Raw genomic sequence first — 19,262 nt, 5'->3', positions numbered from 1 at the left:
GTTCGCTCAGTCGGGGGCGGGGTTCCTCAGGACGATTCTACACGCCCCGCCAGACCGGCGTGCCGGGGGCGCAGGGCGGCAGCTCCTCACAGCGCCACGCGGCCGGGAGGGCGTGAAGGACGAACCAGACGGCCCATTCCGCGGGGGCGGAGGCGGGCTCGGCCGGGTCGTGCCACCAGCAGCCCTCGTCGGCCGCCCACTGCACGTTCCGCAGGCAGGCGGCGGCGTCCGACCGGTCGCCGTCCCGGGCGAAGCGGGCGGCGTGGGCGACCGCCGCGGCGACCGGCTCCACCCGGCAGGAATCGCAGTCGGACACCTTCGTCCCGTCCCGCAGGGCGACGGCGGCCTCCGTCAGCGGGGCCCACTCCGGCTCGGCGCCTTCGCCCTTCCGAAACCAGTCGCCCCGCAGCACGTCGGCGAGGGCGAACAGACGGTCGCGGGCGTCGGGGTTCTCCGCGATCTCGTCCCAGCAGTGCCGGACCATGCGAACCGCGTTCACGCACAGCCAGCACAGCCGAGCGTGCGTCTCATCGCCCGGCGCGAACGGGCCGAAGGCCGGCAGCAGCCGGACGACGTCGCCGCGGCCGTCGGCTTCGAGGTCCGGGTGCGCGGCGTCGAACGCGTCGAGAAACGCCTCCTCCGCCGCCTCCCACGCCGGGTCCGGCTGAAAGCTGAAGTCCGTACTGTCCGGCCCCGCGGGAACGGGGGCGTTCGCGACGGCGGCCCACGCGGCGGCCTCGGTCCGCAGCGGCTCCGGCAGGACCGGGTCGAGGTCCGCGGCGGCCGGAGCCGTCACGGCGTCACTCTTCCTCGCCGCCGGTCTTCTCGGCGTCGGGCTTGGCGTCGCCGTCCGCCTTTTCGCCGTCCGCCTTCTCGCCGTCGTCGCCCTCGGCGGTCTCCTTTGGGAGCTCCGGCGGGCTATCGTGCAGGTTCCGCACCTCCGGGGAGGCGGCGAACTGTTCGATCTCGGCGTTCTTCAGCTCCGTCTTCATGCCCGGGGCGGCGGGGCTGACGGTGGCGAGGATCGCCTTGACGCTGGGCAGCACGTCCGGGTCGTTCCAGGCGTACTCGCCCCGCATGATCGGGCGTTCGGTGGCGTCGCCGTAGAGCATCACCGGCCAGGCGGCGAGCACGCGGTCGCCGCAGAGGACGATCACCTCCGGGGCGAGCATCTCGATCTGATCGAGGAGCCGTTCCTGGTGGGCCAGCGCCCAGTTGACCACGCCGCGGGCCGGGGAGTCGGCCAGTTCCGGGCCGCCGCCGGTCTTTTTCAGGTTGATGATCGCCGTGTTGGCGGTCATGTTGCGGGCCGAGACGCGGCCGAACTTCTTGGGCACCTGGCCTTCGAGCAGGATCGCCGCCCAGCGGCCCAGCCCCATGCCGAAGACGCCCGGGGGGCCGTCGTCGGAGAGCAGCTTGCGCATGTCGCCGGCCTCTTTGACGGAGTCGTCCGTCTCGAAGTCCGGCTCGGCGGTGATGAACAGGACCTTCAGCGGCGCGTCCTTCCACGCCTCCTCGTCGATGGCTCCGTCGAGAACGAACGCCTCCTGCTCCTCCGGGGAAAGCTCGGCTTTCCACTCCTCGAAGAAGGCGTCGTCGGGCAGGGGCATTGTGGGGTCCGGTCGGGGCGAGACCGGATATGCTACTGGCAAAGGGGCGTACCCTTCCACCGCACGGGCGGTCCGTCCCCCGCCCCCCGCCGCATTACCGCCGGGGCGCCGTCAAAGCCGCACCGGGACATCCCCGATCCTCTCAGGGATTGAAGATGAACGCCAGCGTTCCCAAGACCACGCAGGTCACGAGAAAGGCTGTCAGCACGTACCCGGCGAGGACGGTGTCGGCGTAGTCGTCCGGCCGCTCGTCCCGGTCGCGGTACTTCCTCCAGTACGCGGCCGTCGCGGCCCCGGCGACCAGCGGGGCGACGAAGATCACCGATGCGTATACGGCGACCAGCCAGGCGAGCGTATACACCGCCCCCTCACGCCGCCGTCAGCGGGGCGACGGGTTCGCCGACGCGCCACTTGACCGGCTGCTCCGCGTCCCGCAGAACGCGGCGGTAGAGGGTGTCCCGCTCGACCGGTTCGCGGCCGGCCTCGCGGATCAGGCGGTGGAGCTGCTCCACGGTCAGCCCCTCCGGCGTGGTGGCGCCGGCGTCGTGGTAGATCTCCTCGTGCACCACCGTGCCGTCCAGGTCGTCGGCGCCGAAGGCCAGGGCCGTCTGGGCCGTCTTCTCGCCCAGCATGATCCAGTAGGCCTTGATGTGGTCGAAGTTGTCCAGCATCAGCCGGCTCAGGGCGACCATGCGAAGGTCGGTCATCCCGCTGGGCTTGGGCAGGTGGTCCAGCTTGGTGTTCTCCGGGTGGAAGGCCAGCGGGATGAAGGTCTGGAAGCCGCCGGTCTTGTCCTGCTGATCGCGGAGGCGGATCAGGTGGTCGATCCGGTGCTTCGCCTGCTCCACGTGGCCGTAGAGCATCGTCGCGTTGCTGCGCAGACCGGCCCGGTGGGCGGCGTCGTGCACGTCGAACCACTGCTTGCTGTCGGCCTTGTGCTCGCAGATTTGCGACCGCACCTCGGGATCGAAAATCTCCGCCCCGCCGCCGGGCAGGCTGCCGAGGCCGGCGTCGATCAGCTGCTCGAAGATCCACTCGTAGGATTTCTTGGTCATGTGGGCGAACCAGTGGATTTCCACCGGCGTCCACGCCTTGATGTGCAGCTCCGGCCAGGCGTCGTGGATCGTGCGGATCACGTCCACGTACCAGTCGAATTTCTTTTTGTGGTGCAGGCCGCCCACCACATGGATCTCGGTCGCGCCCTTCTGCTTCGCCTCGGCGACGCGGTCGTGGATGATCTTTTCGTCCACGGTGTAGGCCCGTTCGTCCCGCAGGTCGGCCCGGAACGCGCAGAACTTGCACCGATAGATACAGACGTTCGTCGGGTTGAGGTGCAGGTTGGTGTTATAGAACGCCAGATCGCCCCACCGGCGCTCCCGCACCTGATTCGCCAGCCGGCCGAGGGTCAGCACGTCGACCGATTCGTCGAGGAACAGGCCGTCCTCGAAGGAGAGCCGTTCGCCGGCGTGCACCTTCTGCTCGATGGTTTGGAGACGGGGGTCGGCGGGGTCGGCGAAAGCGGGCATGACGGCAGTTTGCGGATCGGAGGCCGAGAGGCCAACCGCCCCGCCCGGTCATCTTTCACCCCAGGAATCCCGTCGCCGCCAGATCCGCCCCCAACACCGCCAGCAACCCCACGGAGATGATCGCGTTGACCGTGAAGAACGCCGCCCCGACGCGGCTGAGGTCGTGCGGTTTGACCAGGGCGTGCTCGTAGATCAGCAGCCCGCACACGCCCACGACCCCGGCGAGGAAGACCCCGCCCAACTCCGCCGAGAACCACAGCCCGAACAGGCAGAGCCCGCACAGCAGATGACCGGCGGCGGCGATCTTCAGGGCCGTCGGGACGCCGAACCGGGCCGGGACGCTGTTCAACCCGGCCTCGGCGTCGAAGGCGGCGTCCTGGCAGCTATACAGGATGTCGAACCCGCCGACCCACAACAGCACGACCGCCGCCAGCCACAGCGCCGGGGGCGCCACGGTTCCCGCGATCGCCAGCCAGGCCGCGATCGGAGCGAGGGCCAACGCGGCGCTGAGCCACCAGTGGCACAGCCAGGTCCACCGCTTCGCCAGGCTGTAGCCCAGCAGCCAGGCCAGCACCGGCAGGGAGAGAACCAGCGGCCAGCGGTTCGGCAAAAACAGCAGCGTGGAGGCCACGAACCCCGCGGAACACAGCAGGGTGAATACGGCCGCCGCCGTCGGGGAGACGATCCCGGCGGGCAGGTGCCGGCCGGCGGTGCGGGGGTTGGCGGCGTCGATCTCGCGGTCGACCAGTCGGTTGAAGGCCATCGCCGCGGCCCGGGCCGTCGCCATGCAGAGCGTCACGCCCAGCAGATCCCAGGCGATCTTCGTCGGCGTCGCGGCCGTCGCCCGCCAGGCCAGCAGAGCCGCCATCAGGGCGAACGGCAGGGCGAACACCGTGTGACTGAACCGGATCAGGCTCAGCCAGTCCGCGACCGTCGCCCGGCGGGGCGCGACGGGTTGGGCGACGGGCGGGGGCGGGGCGGTCGTCATCGTCCGAACTTACCGCAGCCGCCGGTTTTCTCTTCACTCAGGTCCCCCGCTTACGGTTTTGCGGGGCCGAAGAGCGTTTGAGCCCCCGCGAAACCGCAAGCGATCGTTGCATCTTGCAGAGGAAACCGGCCGAGCCGGTCACGCCGCGGCGGCGAGCGGCTCCTCCGCCTCGGCGCCGGCCTCGTCGACCAGCGGGGCGGCGTCGGCGGAGACGCCGGTGACGCAGCGCTCGGGGCAGGCGCTCAGGTCCAGCAACTCGCCCGGCGCCCCGCCCCGGCCGGCGACGCCGCCCGGCGGGTCCAGTTCGATCAGCGGGCGGCTGTAGTCCTCGGTGACCCGCAGCACGCGGCCGCGGCGGCCGTCGTCCAGCTTCACCCGGCTGCCCAGCGGGAACAGCGACACCGTCCGCAACAGCGCCCGCACGGCCTCCGGGTCGAACGCCCCGGCGGCGGCGTCCTTGAGGAGGTGCCGCATCGCGTGGTGCGGGGCCAGCGCCGGGCGGTAGGGGCGGGGGGAGGTCAGGGCGACGAAGGCGTCGACGACCGCGGCGATTTTCGCCAGGGCGTGCAACTGCGGGGCGGTGCGGCGACGGGGGTAGCCGGACCCGTCGCAGCGCTCGTGCATCTGGTAGGCGATGAACGCTGCCCGCGGGGGAATGTCCCGGGCGCTCCCCAGGGCCTCGAACACCAGCACGGGGTGCTTGGTGATCTCCAGAAACGCCGCTTTGCCCAGCGGGCCGGGCGTCTCGTACAGGGCCGGGTCGAGCCGCAGCATGCCGGCGTCGTGCACCAGCACGCCGATCGTCAGTTCGTTCAGCGTCGGCCGGTCCAGCCCCATCGCGGCGCCGACGGCCGCGGCGAGCATCGAGGCGTGCACGCCGTGGCGGGTCGGGTAGCCGGTCCCGTGCGGGCTCAGGCCGATGGCGGCGAACAGGTCGCGGTCGGCGGCGAGGTCGTCCAACGCCTCGTCGGCGAGGCCGGTCAGCCCGGGCAGGTCCACGCCCTGGCCGGAGGCGATCTCCCGCTGGATCGCGCCGGCGACGGAGACGGCCTCGCACAGCCGGGCGACGCTGGCGTCCCGGCGGGCGGGGTCGTAGGGGACGCCGGTGCGGTCGACCAACTCGCCGCGGAACGGGTCGCCCTGCTTCGGCAGTCCCAGGCCGCGGCCGCTCACGGCGATGCGGTCCAGCGCCTCGCTGGTGGCGTTCGCGGCCGGCGCCACCACCCCGGTGCGGGACCGGGGGGCCTCCTTCGCTTCGCCCTGCGGCACGCCGGCCAGCAGCTTGGGGACTTCCTCGGCGTGGACCTGCACGGACAGCAGCCCGCGGTCCACCAACTTGGCGTGGAAGGTGTCCGAAATCACCTGCCCCGCGGCGAGCAGCAGCACCCCGCGGTCGTCCAGCACCGGCGTCTTCAGCACCGTGCCCCGCCGCAGATCGCACCGCCGCAGCGGCACGTATTCCTCCTTCGCCGGCAGTCCGAGCGCCGGGGCGGCGGGACCTCGGGGGGGAACTTCGGCGGCGGCGTGTTCGGGATCGGCGGACGACACGCGCGACGAGGGGGCTGGTGGGCGGGGGAACGTTGCGAAAAGACGACCGGCCCGTCGTCGCTTCGTGGTGACGCGGCAACGCTAGGTCCGGTTCCGCAGGCCGGCGGCGAGCGGCGGAGCGAACGGCTAGAATCCGCCCCCGCCCGCCGTTTTCGCGCCCGCGCCTGCCGACGGCGCCGGTTCTGTCGCCCCGCCGGGCGACCGCTCCCCGTCCCGCCGCGTCTCCGTTCCCGACCGTATGCCGTCCTCCCGCCCGCCGTCGCCCCGCCGGCTGGTGGTCGAGGTCGGCAACAGTCGCTGGAAAGCCGGGCTGTTCGCCGACGCAGCCGACGCAGCCGCAGCGCACGACGAAGCCGGCCGCGGCCGGCCGCCGGAGCCGGTCGCCACCCTCCGCGTCGCGCACGCCGACGATCCCGCCGCCCCGCTGCGGGCCTTCCTGGCGGAGCACGCCCCCGACGGCCTGCACGCCCCGGCGGTGTGGTCCGGGGTGAACCCCGCCGGCGCCGCCGCCCTGCTGGCCGCCTGGCCGACCGACGCCGGCCCCCCGCCGATTGAACTGCCCCGGGCGACGCTGGACCGGCTGATCGCCAACCGCACCCGCCAGCCGGAGCGCGTCGGCGCGGACCGCCTGCTCAACGCCCTCGCCGCCGCCGTCCTCGCCCCGGCGGGCTGCGAGTTCGCCGCCGTCGCCGACTGCGGCACCGCCACCACGATCGACACCGTCCGCCTGCCCGCCAACCCCCTGTCCGAAGGCGGGCGGCCGGAGTTCCTGGGCGGGGCGATCCTCCCGGGGATCGTGCTGTGCACCCGGGCCCTGCACGCCCACACCGCCCAACTGCCGGAGGTGAGCTTCACCGAGAACGCCCCCGCCGACGGCCGCGACACCGAGGCCGCCATTCGGTTCGGCGTGCTGGAAATGCAGGCCGCGGTGGTCGACCGGCTGTTGGGCGGCTGGGCGGACGGCACGGCGTTTCAGATCCTGACCGGCGGCGCCGCGGGGCTGACGGTGGACCGGCTGCGGCGCTGCGAACCGCATCTCGCCCCGCACCTCACCCTCACCGGCCTGTTCCTCGCCGCGAGGGTACTGTGAACCGGCCGTTACCAGCCCGACGCGCAAGCGTCGGCCGTCGCCGCGACCGGCGGGCGGATGGACCGGACGGGCCCCGCCTCCGCACGGCCGGAGCTTGCGCTCCGGGCTGGCACGAGGAGTGGCGACGATGACCGCCCCCGCCGCGGCGCTGCTGACCCCGCCCGGCCGGGGGGCGGTGGCGGTGATCCGGGTGGTCGGTTCGCCGACGCTCTGCGACGCCGCCTTCGCCGCCGCCAACGGGCGGCCGGTCTCCGCCCAACCGCTCGACCGCGTCGCCTTCGGCCGGTGGGGGCGAGACGAATCGGAACGGCCGGCCGAGGAACTGATCGTCGTTCGCACCGCCGAGGACGAAACGGAGATCCACTGCCACGGCGGGCGGGCAGCGATCGACCGCATCTTCGCCGACCTCGCCGCCGCCGGGGTCGAGCGGATCGGATGGGAGGAGCAGGAACGCGCCCGCGGCGGCGAGTTGGCGGCGGAACTGTCCGCGGCGCTGGCCGCCGCCCCGACGGTGCGGTGCGCGGGGGTTCTGCTCGATCAGGCGTCCGGCACGCTGGCCCGCGGGTTGGGCGACCCGTCGCGGCACGCGGCGATGCGGGACCGCATTGAGTTCGGCCGGCATCTGACGGCGCCGTGGTTGGTCGTGATCGCCGGGCCGCCGAACGCCGGGAAGAGTTCCCTGTTGAACGCGATCGCCGGGTACGGCCGGGCGATCGTCTCGCCGATCGCCGGCACGACCCGGGACGCGGTGGGGGCGACGATCGCGGTGGACGGTTGGCCGGTGCGGCTGACGGACACCGCCGGCCTGCGGGAGACGCCCGACCCGCTGGAGGCCGCCGGCGTGGCGCAGGCCCGGGCGACGCTCGCCGACGCCGACGCGGTGATTCACCTCGCCGACGGGACCGCCGACGGGGAGCCCGGCGCCCTGCCCCCCCACCGCCGCACGCTGCGGGCGTGGAACAAAACCGACCGCCCCGACGCCCGCCCGACCCCGCCGGGCTGGCTCCCCGTCTCCGCCGAAACCGGCGCCGGATTGAAAGACCTCTTGGCGGCGTTGTCGCAATTATTAGTTCCCACCCCGCCGGCGCCCGGGGAGCCGGTCCCGCTGACGGAGCGGCACGCGGGGCTGATCCGTTAGCCGCGACCGGAGGAAGCGCGGCGGCGCGCCGCGGGAACGCCTCCTCCGGTCGCGGCTAAGAACGACGCCCGCCCCGTGCCGCCGGCTCCTCGTCCAACACGTTCATCTCCCGCCACTTGCCGCCGACGAAGCGGGCGGTCATGCCCAGGCCGACGCCGACGATATATAGCGTGCAGCAGGCCCAGGCCCAGAGCACGCCGTCGCGGCCGCTCCAGTCGCCGCCGCCCAGCACGCCCCAGAGCGTCGGGGCGACCATCAGGCCCCAGGCGCAGAACACGGTCCAGACGGCGGGGAACGTGGTGTCGCCGGCGCCGCGGACGGCGCCGCCCAGCACGACGGCGAACACGTCGAACACGCTGTAGGCCGCCACGAATTTTAATAACGCCGGCGCCGTCGCCCACAACGCGGCCAACTCGCCGGGGGTGAAGGAGGAACCGTCGCCGACGTAGAGCTCGATCAGCGGCCCGGGGGCGAAGACGAAGATCGCCCCGCTGACGAGCATCCCCGCGACGCCCACCGCCGTCGCCAGCCAGCCGGTGCGGATCGCCGCGTGCGGGCGGCCCTCGCCGATGCGGTGGCCCACCAGAATCGTCGCCGCGTGCCCCAGCCCGATCGCCGGGAGGAAGCAGAGGGAGTTCAAATTGAACGCCAGCGTCGTCGCCGCCAGTTCGTCCCGCCCCAGCCGGCCGACGAGGAATAAAAAGACCGTCAGCGCCGCGACGTCCGCCGCCATGTTGAGGCCCGTCGGCAGGCCGGTCCTCAATAATCGCCGCATCATCGCCGGGTCGAACCGCACGTGTTGATAGACGTGCATCGCCCGGCCGGCGCCGCGGGTCATGGCGAATAAATAAAGACCGCAGGCGACGACGAAGCTCAGCGCCGTCGCCGCCCCCGCCCCGGCGATGCCGTACGCCGGAACCTCCATGCCGCCCGGCAGCCGGGTGCCGAAGATGAGGAGGTAGTCCAGGGCCACGTTGGTCAGCGCGGCGGCGAAGTTCACCGCCATCACCACGCTGGTGCGGCCCCGGCCGGCGTAGAACCCGGACAGGGCGAAGCTGGCGGCGGTCGGCAGCGCCCCCCAGCAGAGGGTCTGGAAGTACGTCACCTCCGCCCGCGTCACCTCCGGCCCGTGCCCGGCGAGTTCGAACAGCGGCCCGGCCAGCGGGACCAGCGCCGCGAAGCAGAGCGCCGCGGCGACCGCCGCCCACACCCCCTGCCAAACCGCCGAAGCCGCCGCCGCCGGGCGCCCGGCGGCGGCGTTCTGGGCCACGAAGGTGCCCACCGTCATGCCCACCCCCAAAAAGGGGCTCAGCACGGCCCACTGGAGCATGCCCGCCGGCATCGACGCCGCCAGCGCCGCCGGGTCGAACCGGGCCAGGAACGCCCGGTCCGCCACCTGCGCCACGCTGACCGACCCCGTGCTCAGCGCCAACGGCACCGCCACGGCGAGCAACTCCCGCAGGGAGCCGGCCGGGTGGGCGGAGGGCGGCGGCGAGGCGGGAGCGTCCATGCGCGGGAAGCGTAGCGTCGGGCCGTCGGCGGGGCGTCTCACCGAGGGCGTTCGGAAGCGGTTGAAGCGTCCGGGCGCGGTTGAAGGGTCGGGGGGGCGGGATTAGCGTCGGCCGATTCGTTCCCGCCCGTCCCGTGTCCCCCGCTCGACACTGCTATGACAAGATTTCTCGCCCTCGGTTCGCTCGGCTCCGGCCTCCTGCTGGCGGGCCTCGCCGGCCCGGCCGCCGCGGAGGTCGTCCCGGCGCCGATCTTCGGCGACCACATGGTCCTGCAGTCCGACCGCCCCGTCCCGGTGTTCGGCCAGACTGAGCCGGGCGGCCAGGTGAGCGTCACGGCGACCGTCGTCACCGACGCCCCGCCGGACGACCTGATCAACGAACGCCCCGCCGCCACGGCCACCGCCGACGAGAACGGCCGCTGGAGCGTGACCGTCGGCCCCTTTCAGCCGGGCACGAACCTCACCCTCGTCGTTGCTGACGCCGACGCCGCCGACGCTTCCGCCGAGGGCGAGGCCGACACCGCCGACCGCAAGGTCTACACCGACGTGCTGGCCGGCGACGTCTGGCTGTGCAGCGGGCAGTCGAACATGGCCTGGGGCCTGAACAACACCCTCGACGCCGACCGCGAAATTCAATCGGCCAAGAACGACGAGATCCGCCTGTTCACCGTGCCGCGGCAGAGCGTGCGGGAGCCGAAGACGACGCTCTCCGCCGACGCCCAGTGGATGAAGCTCAGCCCGGAGAGTGCCCGGAACTTCTCCGCGGTCGGTTATTATTTCGGCAAAACGATCCACACCGAGACCGGCCGGCCGCTGGGCCTGATTAACTCCAGCTGGGGCGGCACGCCTTCGGAGGCCTGGACCCGGCCCGCCACGCTGGAGAAAACCGACACCGCCGGCCCCCTGCTGGAGCGCTGGGAAAAGACGGACGACGCCGACACCAACCGCCCCCACCACCGCCCCGGCGTGCTGAACAACGGCATGATCACCCCGCTGGTCCCCTTCGCCCTCAAAGGGGCGATCTGGTATCAGGGCGAGTCCAACGCCGGCCGGGCGGAGCAGTACGACGAAATCTTCCCGGCGATGATCGAAGACTGGCGGGACCAGTTCGGCCAGCCGCTGCCCTTCTTCTGGGTGCAGCTCGCCAACTTCCGGGCCTACGAGGACGACCCCAACGCCGGTTCCGACTGGGCCGAACTCCGCGAGGCCCAGGACAACACCTTGGACGAACTGCCGGACGTCGGCCAGGCGGTCATCATCGACGTCGGCGAGGCGAACGACATTCACCCCCGCAATAAAGAGGACGTCGGCCAGCGGCTGGCGCTGGCGGCGCTGGAGGTCGTTTACGACATGGACGAGACCGGCCAGCTCAGCCCGCGGATGACGGACGTGGCGATGGACGGCAAGACCGCCACGGTAACGTTCGACACGGACGGCGACGCCCTGCAGATCCGCCGGGACGAGAGCGTCGGCGCCGACGCCGCCGCCCCCGGCGAGGCCCTCGGCTTTGCGGTGGCCGGGCCGGACAAGACCTTCCACTGGGCCCAGGCCGAATTGACCGGGCCGAATACCGTGAAAGTCACGGCGCCGGCGGGCGTCTCGGAGATCGTCGCCGTCCGCTACGCCTGGGCGGACAACCCGAAGGTGACGCTGTTCAACACCCGCGGCCTGCCGGCGGCGCCGTTCCGCACCGACGACTGGCCCGGCGTGACCGCCGGCAACTACTGACCGCCGGCCAGCCGTCCCTCCCTCGCCCCCCTTTGGGGGAGAGGGGAGGAACGGCGGGGCCGCATCCCGGGTTGGAGGGCGGCCGGGGGGTGAACTACACCCGCCCGATGGCCGAGCCCGCCCCCCCCGCCGCTGCGCCGAACCCCGCCCGCCCCGCGCTGCCGCTGTTGTTCCGCGTGTTGCACGCGGAAAAGGCCAAGAGTACGCATCACAAGCTGGCGCTCGACGCGCTGACGCACCTCTCCGGAGAGCAGGCTGAGGCGTGGCGGAACCTGTTCCTCCGGCAGGTCGAGCCGCTGCTGACCGGGGCGAAGGCCCCGGACAAGGACTTCCGCGACTTCGCCAACCACGTGCTGCACGTCCGCGACGGGCTGTGGGGCGGGGCGCCGAAGAAGGTCCGCGAGTGGTACGGCGTGCTGGTCGAGCGGCTCTCCGTCCGCGACTGGCCCGCCGCCGCCTACGCCGCCGGCGTGCTGAGCCACTATTACACGGACCCGCTGATGCCCTTTCACACCGGGCAGAGCGAGGAGGAAAAACGCATCCACCGGGCCGCCGAGTGGAGCTGCACGAAGTCCTACGACCTGTTCCGCAGCGACCTGGAAGGCCCGCTGGGCTGGCCGACGGTCGCCGTCCCGGCCGGCGACGACTGGCTGGAGCGGATGACGATCGACGGCGCCGCCCGCGCCAACGAGTTCTACGACGAGTTCTGCGAGCGGTACGACTTCGCCGCCGGAGTGAAGAACCCGCAGGCCGGGCTGGACGGCGTCTGCCGGCGGGAACTGGCCCTCTGCTGCGGGCACGCCGCGGTCGGCTTCGCCTGCATTCTCGACCGGGCCATTGACGAAGCCGGCCAGGCCCCGCCGCGGGTCGGCGTGAGCGTGATCGGGTTCCTGACGGCCTTTTCGAAGCCGATCCTCTGGCTGACCCGCAAGCTGCACGACCGGGCCGACCGGAGAGAGGTGCTGCGGATCTGGAAGGAATTCAAGAAGACCGGCGACGTGGTCAAACGCCTGCCGGAGGAGAACCGCGTCGTTCGCGAGGCGTTCGCCGAGCACCAAAAAGCTAGCGCCGCCCCCGCGGCCCCGGCGACCGCGGAGCCGGCCCGCACCCGGCCGCGGATGCTCGCCCCGGTCGCGTCGCGGGAGGCGTCCGAGGAGTTCGAGCCCGGGGTCCAACCCAGCTTCCAGCCGACCTTCCGACCGGCTCCGCAGCCGGACTTCGAGCAGCGCCTCAAGCAGGCGTTCAACCCGCCCCCCGCCGCCCGGCCCGAGCCGCCGACCCCGCGGGAGGAGCCGGCATCGGAGCCCGTCGTCGACCGGGCGTTCGGCGGTTCTGCCGCCCCGCGGTTCGCCCCGCCGGAACGCCCCGCCCCGGAGGCTTCCCCTCCGCCCTCCGCCCTCCGCCTGCCGCCGTCCGACGCGTCGTCGCTGACCTTCCGCCTGCACCCCGGCGACCCGGTGGTGGACGCGCCCGGCGTCGGTCCGAAGACGGCCGCCCGGTTTTTGAAGATCGGCGTGGAGACGGTCGGCGACCTGCTCTCCGGCGATCCGCACGATCTGGCCGACCGGCTGGACACCCGCTGGATCGTGCCGGAGGTCGTCCGCGACTGGCAGGACGCGGCGAACCTGATGTGCCGCATCCCCAACCTGCACGGCCACGACGTGCAGATTCTGGTGGCGGTCGGCGTGACCGACCCGGACGACGTGATCGGCCTGGCCCCGGAGGACCTGCTCGGCCTGACCGAACCGCTGCTGGAGACCAGCGAGGGCGAACGCATCCTCCGCGGCAGCGCCCCGCCGGACCTGGCCGAGGTGACGAACTGGTGCGCCTGGGCCAAACAGGCCCGCCCCCTCCCCAACGCCGACGAACCCCGCCGGGCGGCGGCGTGACAACAGGCCGTCAACACCAACCCGAAGCGTCAGCGAGGGCATCAGCGCCTGCGGCCCTCGCTGACGCTTCGGGTGACCGAAGAAGAAACTACGGATCGAGCCGTTTAATCTTCACGTCCCTAAACCGCACGACCATCGGCGGGCCGCGGTGGAGTTGGAGGGCGATCACGCCGGCTTTTTCGCGGTCCGGGCGTTCGTCGGTCACCTCGGACATGAGTTGGCCGTTGATGTAGTGCCGCATCACGGGGCCGTCGGCGACGATGCGGTATTCGTTCCAGTCGTCCGCGTTGATGTGCTTCGCCTGCAACTCGGCAGGGTCGCCGCTGGAGCCGACGACCTCGTTCCGGCCCTTCTTGCCGTCGGGGACGACCTTCACCTTCTGGCCCCGCAGGGCGACGATGCCGCGGGCGCCCTCGCTGTAATGAATGCCGGTGTATTTGGGGGAGCTGTCGATATCCGCCTGCGGGCCGCGGACGCGGTGGGCCTCTTCGTCGAAGACCTCCGCGCGGTATTGCACGCCGCTGTTGCCGCTTTCAATTTTGTATCGGAGCCGCAGGTCGAAGTTTTCCGCCGGTTCGTCGCGGATCAGGAAGGTGTTCGCCTCCAGCGGATCGTCGGCGGAGGTGCGGCCGACGATCGCCCCGTCCTCGACGCGCCATAGGCCGTCGCGGCCGCGCCAGCCGTCCAGCGTTTCGCCGTCGAACAGCGGCGTGAACCCGGCCTCGGCGGCGTCCCCGGAATCCGGGGCGGCCAGGCCGAGCGAAGCGAGCAGCAGGGCGGCGAGCATGACGGAGCTTTCGTCAGGGAACGGGCGAACGCCGTCAGCGTAGCGGATGCGGCGGGCGCTCACCGCTTCGCGGGCCGGAACGCCGCTCAGGTCGGATTCGCCTCGTCGAGATCCTCGGGCGAAGGCTCCGTGAAGCCTTCGGGCGTCGCGCCGGGGGCGGGCGGCGCCATGTCGTCGAAGGTACCGGTCTCAGGAAACGACGCCCGGGCGTCCGCCGGCGGCGCTTCGCCCCGACGCAGCGTCCATAGGGCGAGGGCGTCGTCGCCGGTGGCGATGGGGTTGTTGCGGAACCAGCGGGAGCCGGCGGCGGTCACGAACCGCTCGCCGTCCGGCAGAAAAGCGACGTCCCAGAGGAACCCGCCCTCGTAGCCGCGGTCGAGCTGTTTGACGCCGGTGTTTACGTCGAGGACCGACAGGGCCCGGTTCTGCGGCGTGCCGCTGCCGCCGCCGACCAGGGCGAGGTTCCCGTCCGGGCTGAGGGCGATCGCCTGAATCGCAATGACGCCGCACATGGTGGACCAGACTTCCTCGCCGGTCTCGAGGTCCCACAGCCGCACGATGCCGGCGTCGTCGCCGACGAGGGCCCGTCGGCCGTCGGCCAGCAGGGCCAGCCCGCCGTCGCCGTCGCCCTCGCGGTCCGGCAGGCCGACCGGGATCGCTTTGACGAACGCCCCGTCGTCCAGGTTCCAAATGAGCAACTGACCGCTGCGGTCGATCGCGACGACCCGGCCGCCGTCCGGCGTGACGGCGACGCGGGTCGGTTGTTCGCCTTTGTGCTCCAAGACATGAACCACGTCTCCGGTGCTGGCTTTCCACACGTACACTTTGCCGTCGGCGGCGGCGCCGACCACAATCCCCCCTTCGACGGTGTCGTCCGGACCGTAGGCGACGTCCAGCAGCGCGCCCGGAGCCCAGAACTCACGGACCACACGGCCGACGTCGCCCGGGCCAGAGAGATTCCAAACCCGTGCCACGCCGTCTGCGGCCCCTGTCAGCAGCCGATATCCCTTGGGGCTGAACGCGACCGCATAGACTGACGCATCGTGTTCGAAGGTGTGGAGCAGTTTCCCCGTTTCAACCTCCCACACACGGGCGGTGCGGTCGCCGATCGGTCGCCCGCTGCCGCTGGCGACCAGGGCGCCGTCCGGGGAGACGGCAACCGTTCCGGGGGCGGCGTCATGCCCCCCGAACCGGCGGACGAGCGACAGCGCCGCTTCGTGCTGCCGCGGGCCCTCCGGACCGAACGTCGGGTACTGCGGCTGCACGAACTGCGGCCCGTCGTCGGCCCGTCGCGGCCCGCGGTCGGTCCCAGCGGCTCGGTTCGAATCCCGATTGGGGAAGACCTCCGGCAGTTCCCACAGGCTCACCGCGAAGTCGCCGGTGGGCAGGGCGTCGCCCTTCATCCAGCGTGAGCCGGAGACGGTGACGAACCGTTCGCCGTCCGGCAGGAACGCGGCGTCCCACACCAGCCCGCCCTCGTAGCCGCGTTCGAGCCGCTTCTCCCCCGTCTCCCAGTCGAGGACGGCCAACGCCCGATTGCGGACCGAACCGGCGCCGCCGACGGCCAGCGCCGTGGCCCCGTCGGGGGAGACGGCGATCCCCTGCACCGCGGTGATCCCGCTCATCATCGACCAGCGCTGCTCCCCGGAGTCCAGGTCCCACAGCCGCACCAGGCCGGCGTTGTCGGCGATCATCGCCTCGCGGCCGTCCGGCGAGAGGGCCAGGCCGACGCTGCCCTTCCGGTCCGGCGCCGTCGCCGGCAGGGCCTTGAGGAAGGTTCCGCCGTCGAGGCTCCAGATCAGCAGTTGGCCGCTGTCGTCGGCGGCCACGACGCGGTCGCCGTCCGGGGTGACGACGACCCGCAGCGGGCGCCGGCGCTCGTGCTTGAGCACGTGCGCCACGGCGCCGGTCTCCGCGTTCCAGACGTACACGGCTTCGCCGAAGTGGGACGCCGCGAGGACCGTCGCCCCGTCGGGGCTGTAGGCGACGTCCATCAGCACGTCGGTGCCTTTGTACTGCCGCAGTTCCTCACCGGAGTCCAGATCGAAGACGCGGGCGATCCCGTCGGCGCCGCCGGTCAGCAGTTGGGCGCCGTCCGGGGAGAACGCCACGTCCATCACCGCGGCGGGGTGGCGGAAGACATGGCGTTCGCGGCCGGTGTCGACCTCCCAAACGCGGGCCGTTCGGTCGCCTTTGGGGAACCCGCTGCCGCCGGCGACCAGTTCGCCGTCCGGCGAGACGGCGACCGCCTTCGGCGCCGCCGTGTGCCCCTCGAAGCGGCGGACGAGCGAAACGGCTCCGGCCCCGCCGACCGGCGCCCGCACGCCGAACCGCGGGGCGACGAACTGCGGATCGCGGTCGGCCGGTTCGACGGGAGCCGGTTCGGCAGGGGTCCCGCGGCCGGTCAGGCGGTCCCAAAGCGCCCGGAATTCCTCCGGGGAGTGGGGGGCGTCGGGACGGGCGGGGAGGTCGCGGGGTTCGCCGTGCTTCAGAACGATATTGCGCAGCCAGACCGTGCCGCCGCCCTCGATGACGAGGTTCAATTCGACGCCCTCGGCCCGCTGCCCGGCTTCCAGATCGAACGGCGTGGCGATCGTGGTCCAGTCGGTCGTCTCGCGGACCGCGGAGTCGAACCCGCGGGAGAAAAACCGGCCGCCGTCCGGCGTGCGGACCCACATCTCCAGATACGCCTTGCCGGTGACGTTCTCGGTGCGGGCCTGGGCCTGATAGAGCAGCGTGCGGGCCTTGTCGGCGGCGTTCGGACCCTCGTTCAGCGACAGCTCGTACAGCCGCACGTTCCGCCCGGCGAGGCCGTCGATCTTCCAGGCTTCGGCGGTGGCGTCCCAAGTCACCTTATAGGAGTTCAGCGGAGCGTCGCCCGCATGAAAGCGGCGGGGCAGCGAGGCGGCGGCCGGGGCGTCGGCCCGTTCCACGGTCTCCGCGACGGCGCCCTTCGGTTCCCAGCGGACGTTGACGGCCTCGCGGCCGTTGCGCTCGACGGTGATGACTTCCTGAAACACCGGCTCGCCGTCGCGGTCGGCTTTGACCGTGTAGGCGCCGGGTTTGACGCGGATCTCCCCGGCGCCGGCCCCGGTGATGAGCAGGTCCTCCCCCTCGACCGTCACCCGGACGTTCGGGTCGCTGACGGCGATCGCCAGCACGCCCTCGCCCCGCACCAGCCGCACGACGGTGGGGACGATCTCCGTCACGCCGGTCGCCTCCGCGGCGCCGATGCTCAGCAGCGACGCCAACAGCACGGCCCCGGCGAGCGTCCAACGCCGCAGCCGCCGCCCGCCGGCCGGGCGCCGGACCGGCGCCGGGCTCGGGTCGGCGGCCGCCGGGAGAACCGTCAGGCCGGGGTTTTCCAGCTCCAACAGGCGGCGGTTCAGCAGGGCGGCGACCTCCGCGGCGGACTGGAAGCGGTCGTCCGGGTTCTTGGACAGCAGCCGTTCGATCAGCGCCGCCAGCCAGGGCGGGACCTCCGGGTTCGCCTCGCGGAGCGGCCGGGGCAGTTCGTCGCAGACCCGCCGCAGCACGGCGACGGTCGATTCCCCCCGGAACGGCGGGCGGCCGGCGCACATCGCGTACAGCACCGCCCCCAGGCTGAACAGGTCGCTGCGGTGGTCGACCGCCCGCCCCTCGGCCTGCTCCGGCGACATGAACTGCGGCGTGCCGGCGATCTGCCCGGTCTGGGTGAGCGCCGCGTCGTCCGCGGCCCGGGCCAGGCCGAAGTCCGTCAGCTTCACCCGCTCCACGCCGTTCTCCAGCAGTACGTTGCCGGGTTTGACGTCCCGGTGGATCAGCCCCCGCTCGTGGGCGGCGGCCAGGCCGGCGGCGGTTTGGGCGCCGATCCGCAGCGTCTCGCGGAGTTCCAGCGGGCCGTCGGCGTCCAGCTTCTCCTTCAGGGAGCGGCCGGCAACGTACTCCATCACCAGAAACGGCGTCGGCCCGTCCGGTTCGACGGCGTGGATGGTGACCACGTGCGGGTGCGTCACCGCCGCGGCGGCCCGGGCCTCCCGCACGAACCGCCGCCGGGCGACCGGGTCGGCGGCCAGTGCCGGGGTCAGCGCCTTCACCGCCACGATGCGGTCCAGCCGCCGGTCGCGGGCTCGCCAGACCACCCCCATCCCCCCGCGGCCGACCGGCTCCAACACGTGGTAGTTGCCCTGCGTGTCGGGGAACGGGGGAAGCTCGGCGGCCTCCGAGGCCCCGTCGGTCTCCCCGCGGCCGGCGGTCGGGCCGTCGGCGAGGGTGCGGTCCAGTACGCCGCCGGCCGCCGCGTGGGCGGCCAACAATTCCTCCACCTCCGCCCGCAGCGCCCGGTCGCCGGCGCAGCGGGCGTCCAGCAGGGCGGCCTGCTCGACGGGGTCCTCCCGTTCGACGGCCTCCAGGAACAGGCGATCCGCCGCGGTTTGGCCGTTCTCGGCGGCGGAGTCGGCGGCGGGCACGGGCGGTCGAGCGGACATGCGACGGTGCGGAAAGCGGGAGAGGGGCGTTCCTTAATGCGACGGCCGTCCGCGGCCGTGCTCACGAAAAATCCCCGCCGCCGCCGAACCCGGCGATCTCGCGGTGCAGCCAGGCCCGGCCGAGCGTCCAGTCCCGCACCGCGGTCGCCCGGGAGATGTCGAGGGCGGCGGCGGTTTCCTCGAAGCTCAGTCCGGCGAAGTACCGCAGCTTGACGACCGCGGCGGCCCGGGGGCGTTCGGCCTCGAACCGGTCCAGGGCGGCGTCCAGGGCGAGCAGTTCGCCGGCGCCGCCGTCGTCCGCGAAGCCCGGCGGGTCGACCGCCGGCCCGGCGCCGGCCCGCAGCGCCGAGGACAGCGACGCCCGCCGCCGTCCGCCGCCGTGCTTCAGCCGCCCCCGGCGGCGGGCCCGCTCGATCAGGATCCGCCGCATCGCCTCCGCCGCCGCCGCGAAGAAGTGCCCGCGGGAGTCCCACCCCCCGGCCCCGATCGCGGCCCCGTCCGCGGTCCCGCCCTCGCTTCCGGCCGCGGCCGACGGGCGGTCGTTCCCGGGCCGGACGAGCCGCAGGTAGGCCTCGTGCACCAGCCCGGTGGCCTGCAATGTGAGGTCGCCCGCCTCGCGGTTCATCCGGCGGCGGGCCAGCCGGCGGAGTTCGTCGTACACCAGCGGCAACAGGGCCTCGGCGGCGGCGGGGTCGCCGGACTCGCAGCGGTCCAGCAGGTGCGTCACGTCGCTCACGGCGGCCTCCCGGCGGTCTGTCCTGGCCTGTCACGCTAAACCCCCGCCGCCCCCCACGCCACCGGCGGGTCGCTGCGTGGGGGGAGCCGCGACGGGGGAGCCGCGACGGGGGGAACCGCGGGGAGGCGTCCGGTCGCGGGGACCTGACGCCCGGGGGGACGCCCCCGTGGCGCCGGGCCGGGCCGGCGGGGAGAATGCCCGCCCCGCGGCGGAGGGCCGCGGCCGTCCGTTCCCGAGATCCCGGAG

14 protein-coding genes are annotated in these 19,262 nt (G+C 72.9%); 4 read left to right on the top strand and 10 right to left on the bottom strand.

Features of this window, described 5'->3' with window-relative positions:
• Positions 1-37: 37 nt before the first annotated feature.
• The 6 genes from ACG2DA_RS04220 to ACG2DA_RS04195 all read right to left on the bottom strand — a co-directional run bounded on the left by ACG2DA_RS04220 (position 38) and on the right by ACG2DA_RS04195 (position 5,672).
• On the bottom strand, positions 38-796 hold the full coding sequence (locus tag ACG2DA_RS04220; RefSeq protein ID WP_395254222.1) for a hypothetical protein: 759 nt from the start codon (positions 794-796) through the stop codon (positions 38-40).
• 4 nt (positions 797-800) lie between these two features.
• On the bottom strand, positions 801-1,610 hold the full coding sequence (locus ACG2DA_RS04215; RefSeq protein ID WP_395254221.1) for a hypothetical protein: 810 nt from the start codon (positions 1,608-1,610) through the stop codon (positions 801-803).
• A 142-nt stretch (positions 1,611-1,752) separates the two neighbouring features.
• Positions 1,753-1,971, bottom strand: a complete 219-nt coding sequence (locus tag ACG2DA_RS04210; protein ID WP_395254220.1) for a hypothetical protein — start codon at positions 1,969-1,971, stop codon at positions 1,753-1,755.
• A 7-nt stretch (positions 1,972-1,978) separates the two neighbouring features.
• Entirely contained in the window at positions 1,979-3,136 is a 1,158-nt protein-coding gene (gene mqnE / locus ACG2DA_RS04205) for an aminofutalosine synthase MqnE (RefSeq protein WP_395254219.1), read from the bottom strand.
• A gap of 55 nt (positions 3,137-3,191) precedes the next feature.
• On the bottom strand, positions 3,192-4,124 hold the full coding sequence (locus ACG2DA_RS04200; RefSeq protein WP_395254218.1) for a UbiA-like polyprenyltransferase: 933 nt from the start codon (positions 4,122-4,124) through the stop codon (positions 3,192-3,194).
• A 138-nt stretch (positions 4,125-4,262) separates the two neighbouring features.
• Positions 4,263-5,672 (bottom strand): HD-GYP domain-containing protein, encoded by a 1,410-nt coding sequence (locus ACG2DA_RS04195; protein WP_395254217.1) that lies wholly within the window; start codon positions 5,670-5,672, stop codon positions 4,263-4,265.
• A gap of 238 nt (positions 5,673-5,910) precedes the next feature.
• Here ACG2DA_RS04195 and ACG2DA_RS04190 point away from each other — a divergent pair, with 238 nt between their 5' ends.
• Positions 5,911-6,762, top strand: coding sequence for a type III pantothenate kinase (locus tag ACG2DA_RS04190; RefSeq protein WP_395254216.1), 852 nt, complete (start codon positions 5,911-5,913; stop codon positions 6,760-6,762).
• Between the two features lie 127 nt (positions 6,763-6,889).
• Complete coding sequence (locus ACG2DA_RS04185) at positions 6,890-7,900, top strand: GTPase (protein ID WP_395254215.1); 1,011 nt, start codon at positions 6,890-6,892, stop codon at positions 7,898-7,900.
• Positions 7,901-7,955: 55 nt separating this feature from the next.
• On the opposite strand, the gene ACG2DA_RS04180 is transcribed toward ACG2DA_RS04185, so the two are convergent.
• Positions 7,956-9,410, bottom strand: coding sequence for an MATE family efflux transporter (locus ACG2DA_RS04180; RefSeq protein WP_395254214.1), 1,455 nt, complete (start codon positions 9,408-9,410; stop codon positions 7,956-7,958).
• A 156-nt stretch (positions 9,411-9,566) separates the two neighbouring features.
• Between ACG2DA_RS04180 and ACG2DA_RS04175 the strand changes: the two genes are divergently transcribed.
• Together ACG2DA_RS04175 and ACG2DA_RS04170 are read left to right on the top strand one after the other, a co-directional pair.
• Positions 9,567-11,138: a sialate O-acetylesterase gene (locus tag ACG2DA_RS04175; protein WP_395254213.1), complete on the top strand. Its 1,572-nt coding sequence runs from the start codon at positions 9,567-9,569 to the stop codon at positions 11,136-11,138.
• Positions 11,139-11,245: 107 nt separating this feature from the next.
• Complete coding sequence (locus ACG2DA_RS04170) at positions 11,246-13,027, top strand: DUF4332 domain-containing protein (protein WP_395254212.1); 1,782 nt, start codon at positions 11,246-11,248, stop codon at positions 13,025-13,027.
• 88 nt (positions 13,028-13,115) lie between these two features.
• On the opposite strand, the gene ACG2DA_RS04165 is transcribed toward ACG2DA_RS04170, so the two are convergent.
• From ACG2DA_RS04165 to ACG2DA_RS04155, 3 genes are all read right to left on the bottom strand, one after another.
• Entirely contained in the window at positions 13,116-13,814 is a 699-nt protein-coding gene (locus tag ACG2DA_RS04165; protein WP_395254211.1) for a DUF1080 domain-containing protein, read from the bottom strand.
• 86 nt (positions 13,815-13,900) lie between these two features.
• Positions 13,901-18,280: a WD40 repeat domain-containing serine/threonine protein kinase gene (locus ACG2DA_RS04160; RefSeq protein WP_395254210.1), complete on the bottom strand. Its 4,380-nt coding sequence runs from the start codon at positions 18,278-18,280 to the stop codon at positions 13,901-13,903.
• Between the two features lie 61 nt (positions 18,281-18,341).
• The gene (locus ACG2DA_RS04155) at positions 18,342-19,016 is read right to left on the bottom strand and encodes an ECF-type sigma factor (protein WP_395254209.1); all 675 of its coding nucleotides are present in this window, start codon (positions 19,014-19,016) and stop codon (positions 18,342-18,344) included.
• Between the last annotated feature and the right edge of the window lie 246 nt (positions 19,017-19,262).

Source organism: Alienimonas sp. DA493, from assembly GCF_043951915.1.
In the GTDB taxonomy this organism is placed as follows: Bacteria; Planctomycetota; Planctomycetia; order Planctomycetales; family Planctomycetaceae; genus Alienimonas.
Note: the sequence above shows the minus strand (reverse complement) of the source record. Positions and strands in the feature narration are given on the sequence as shown.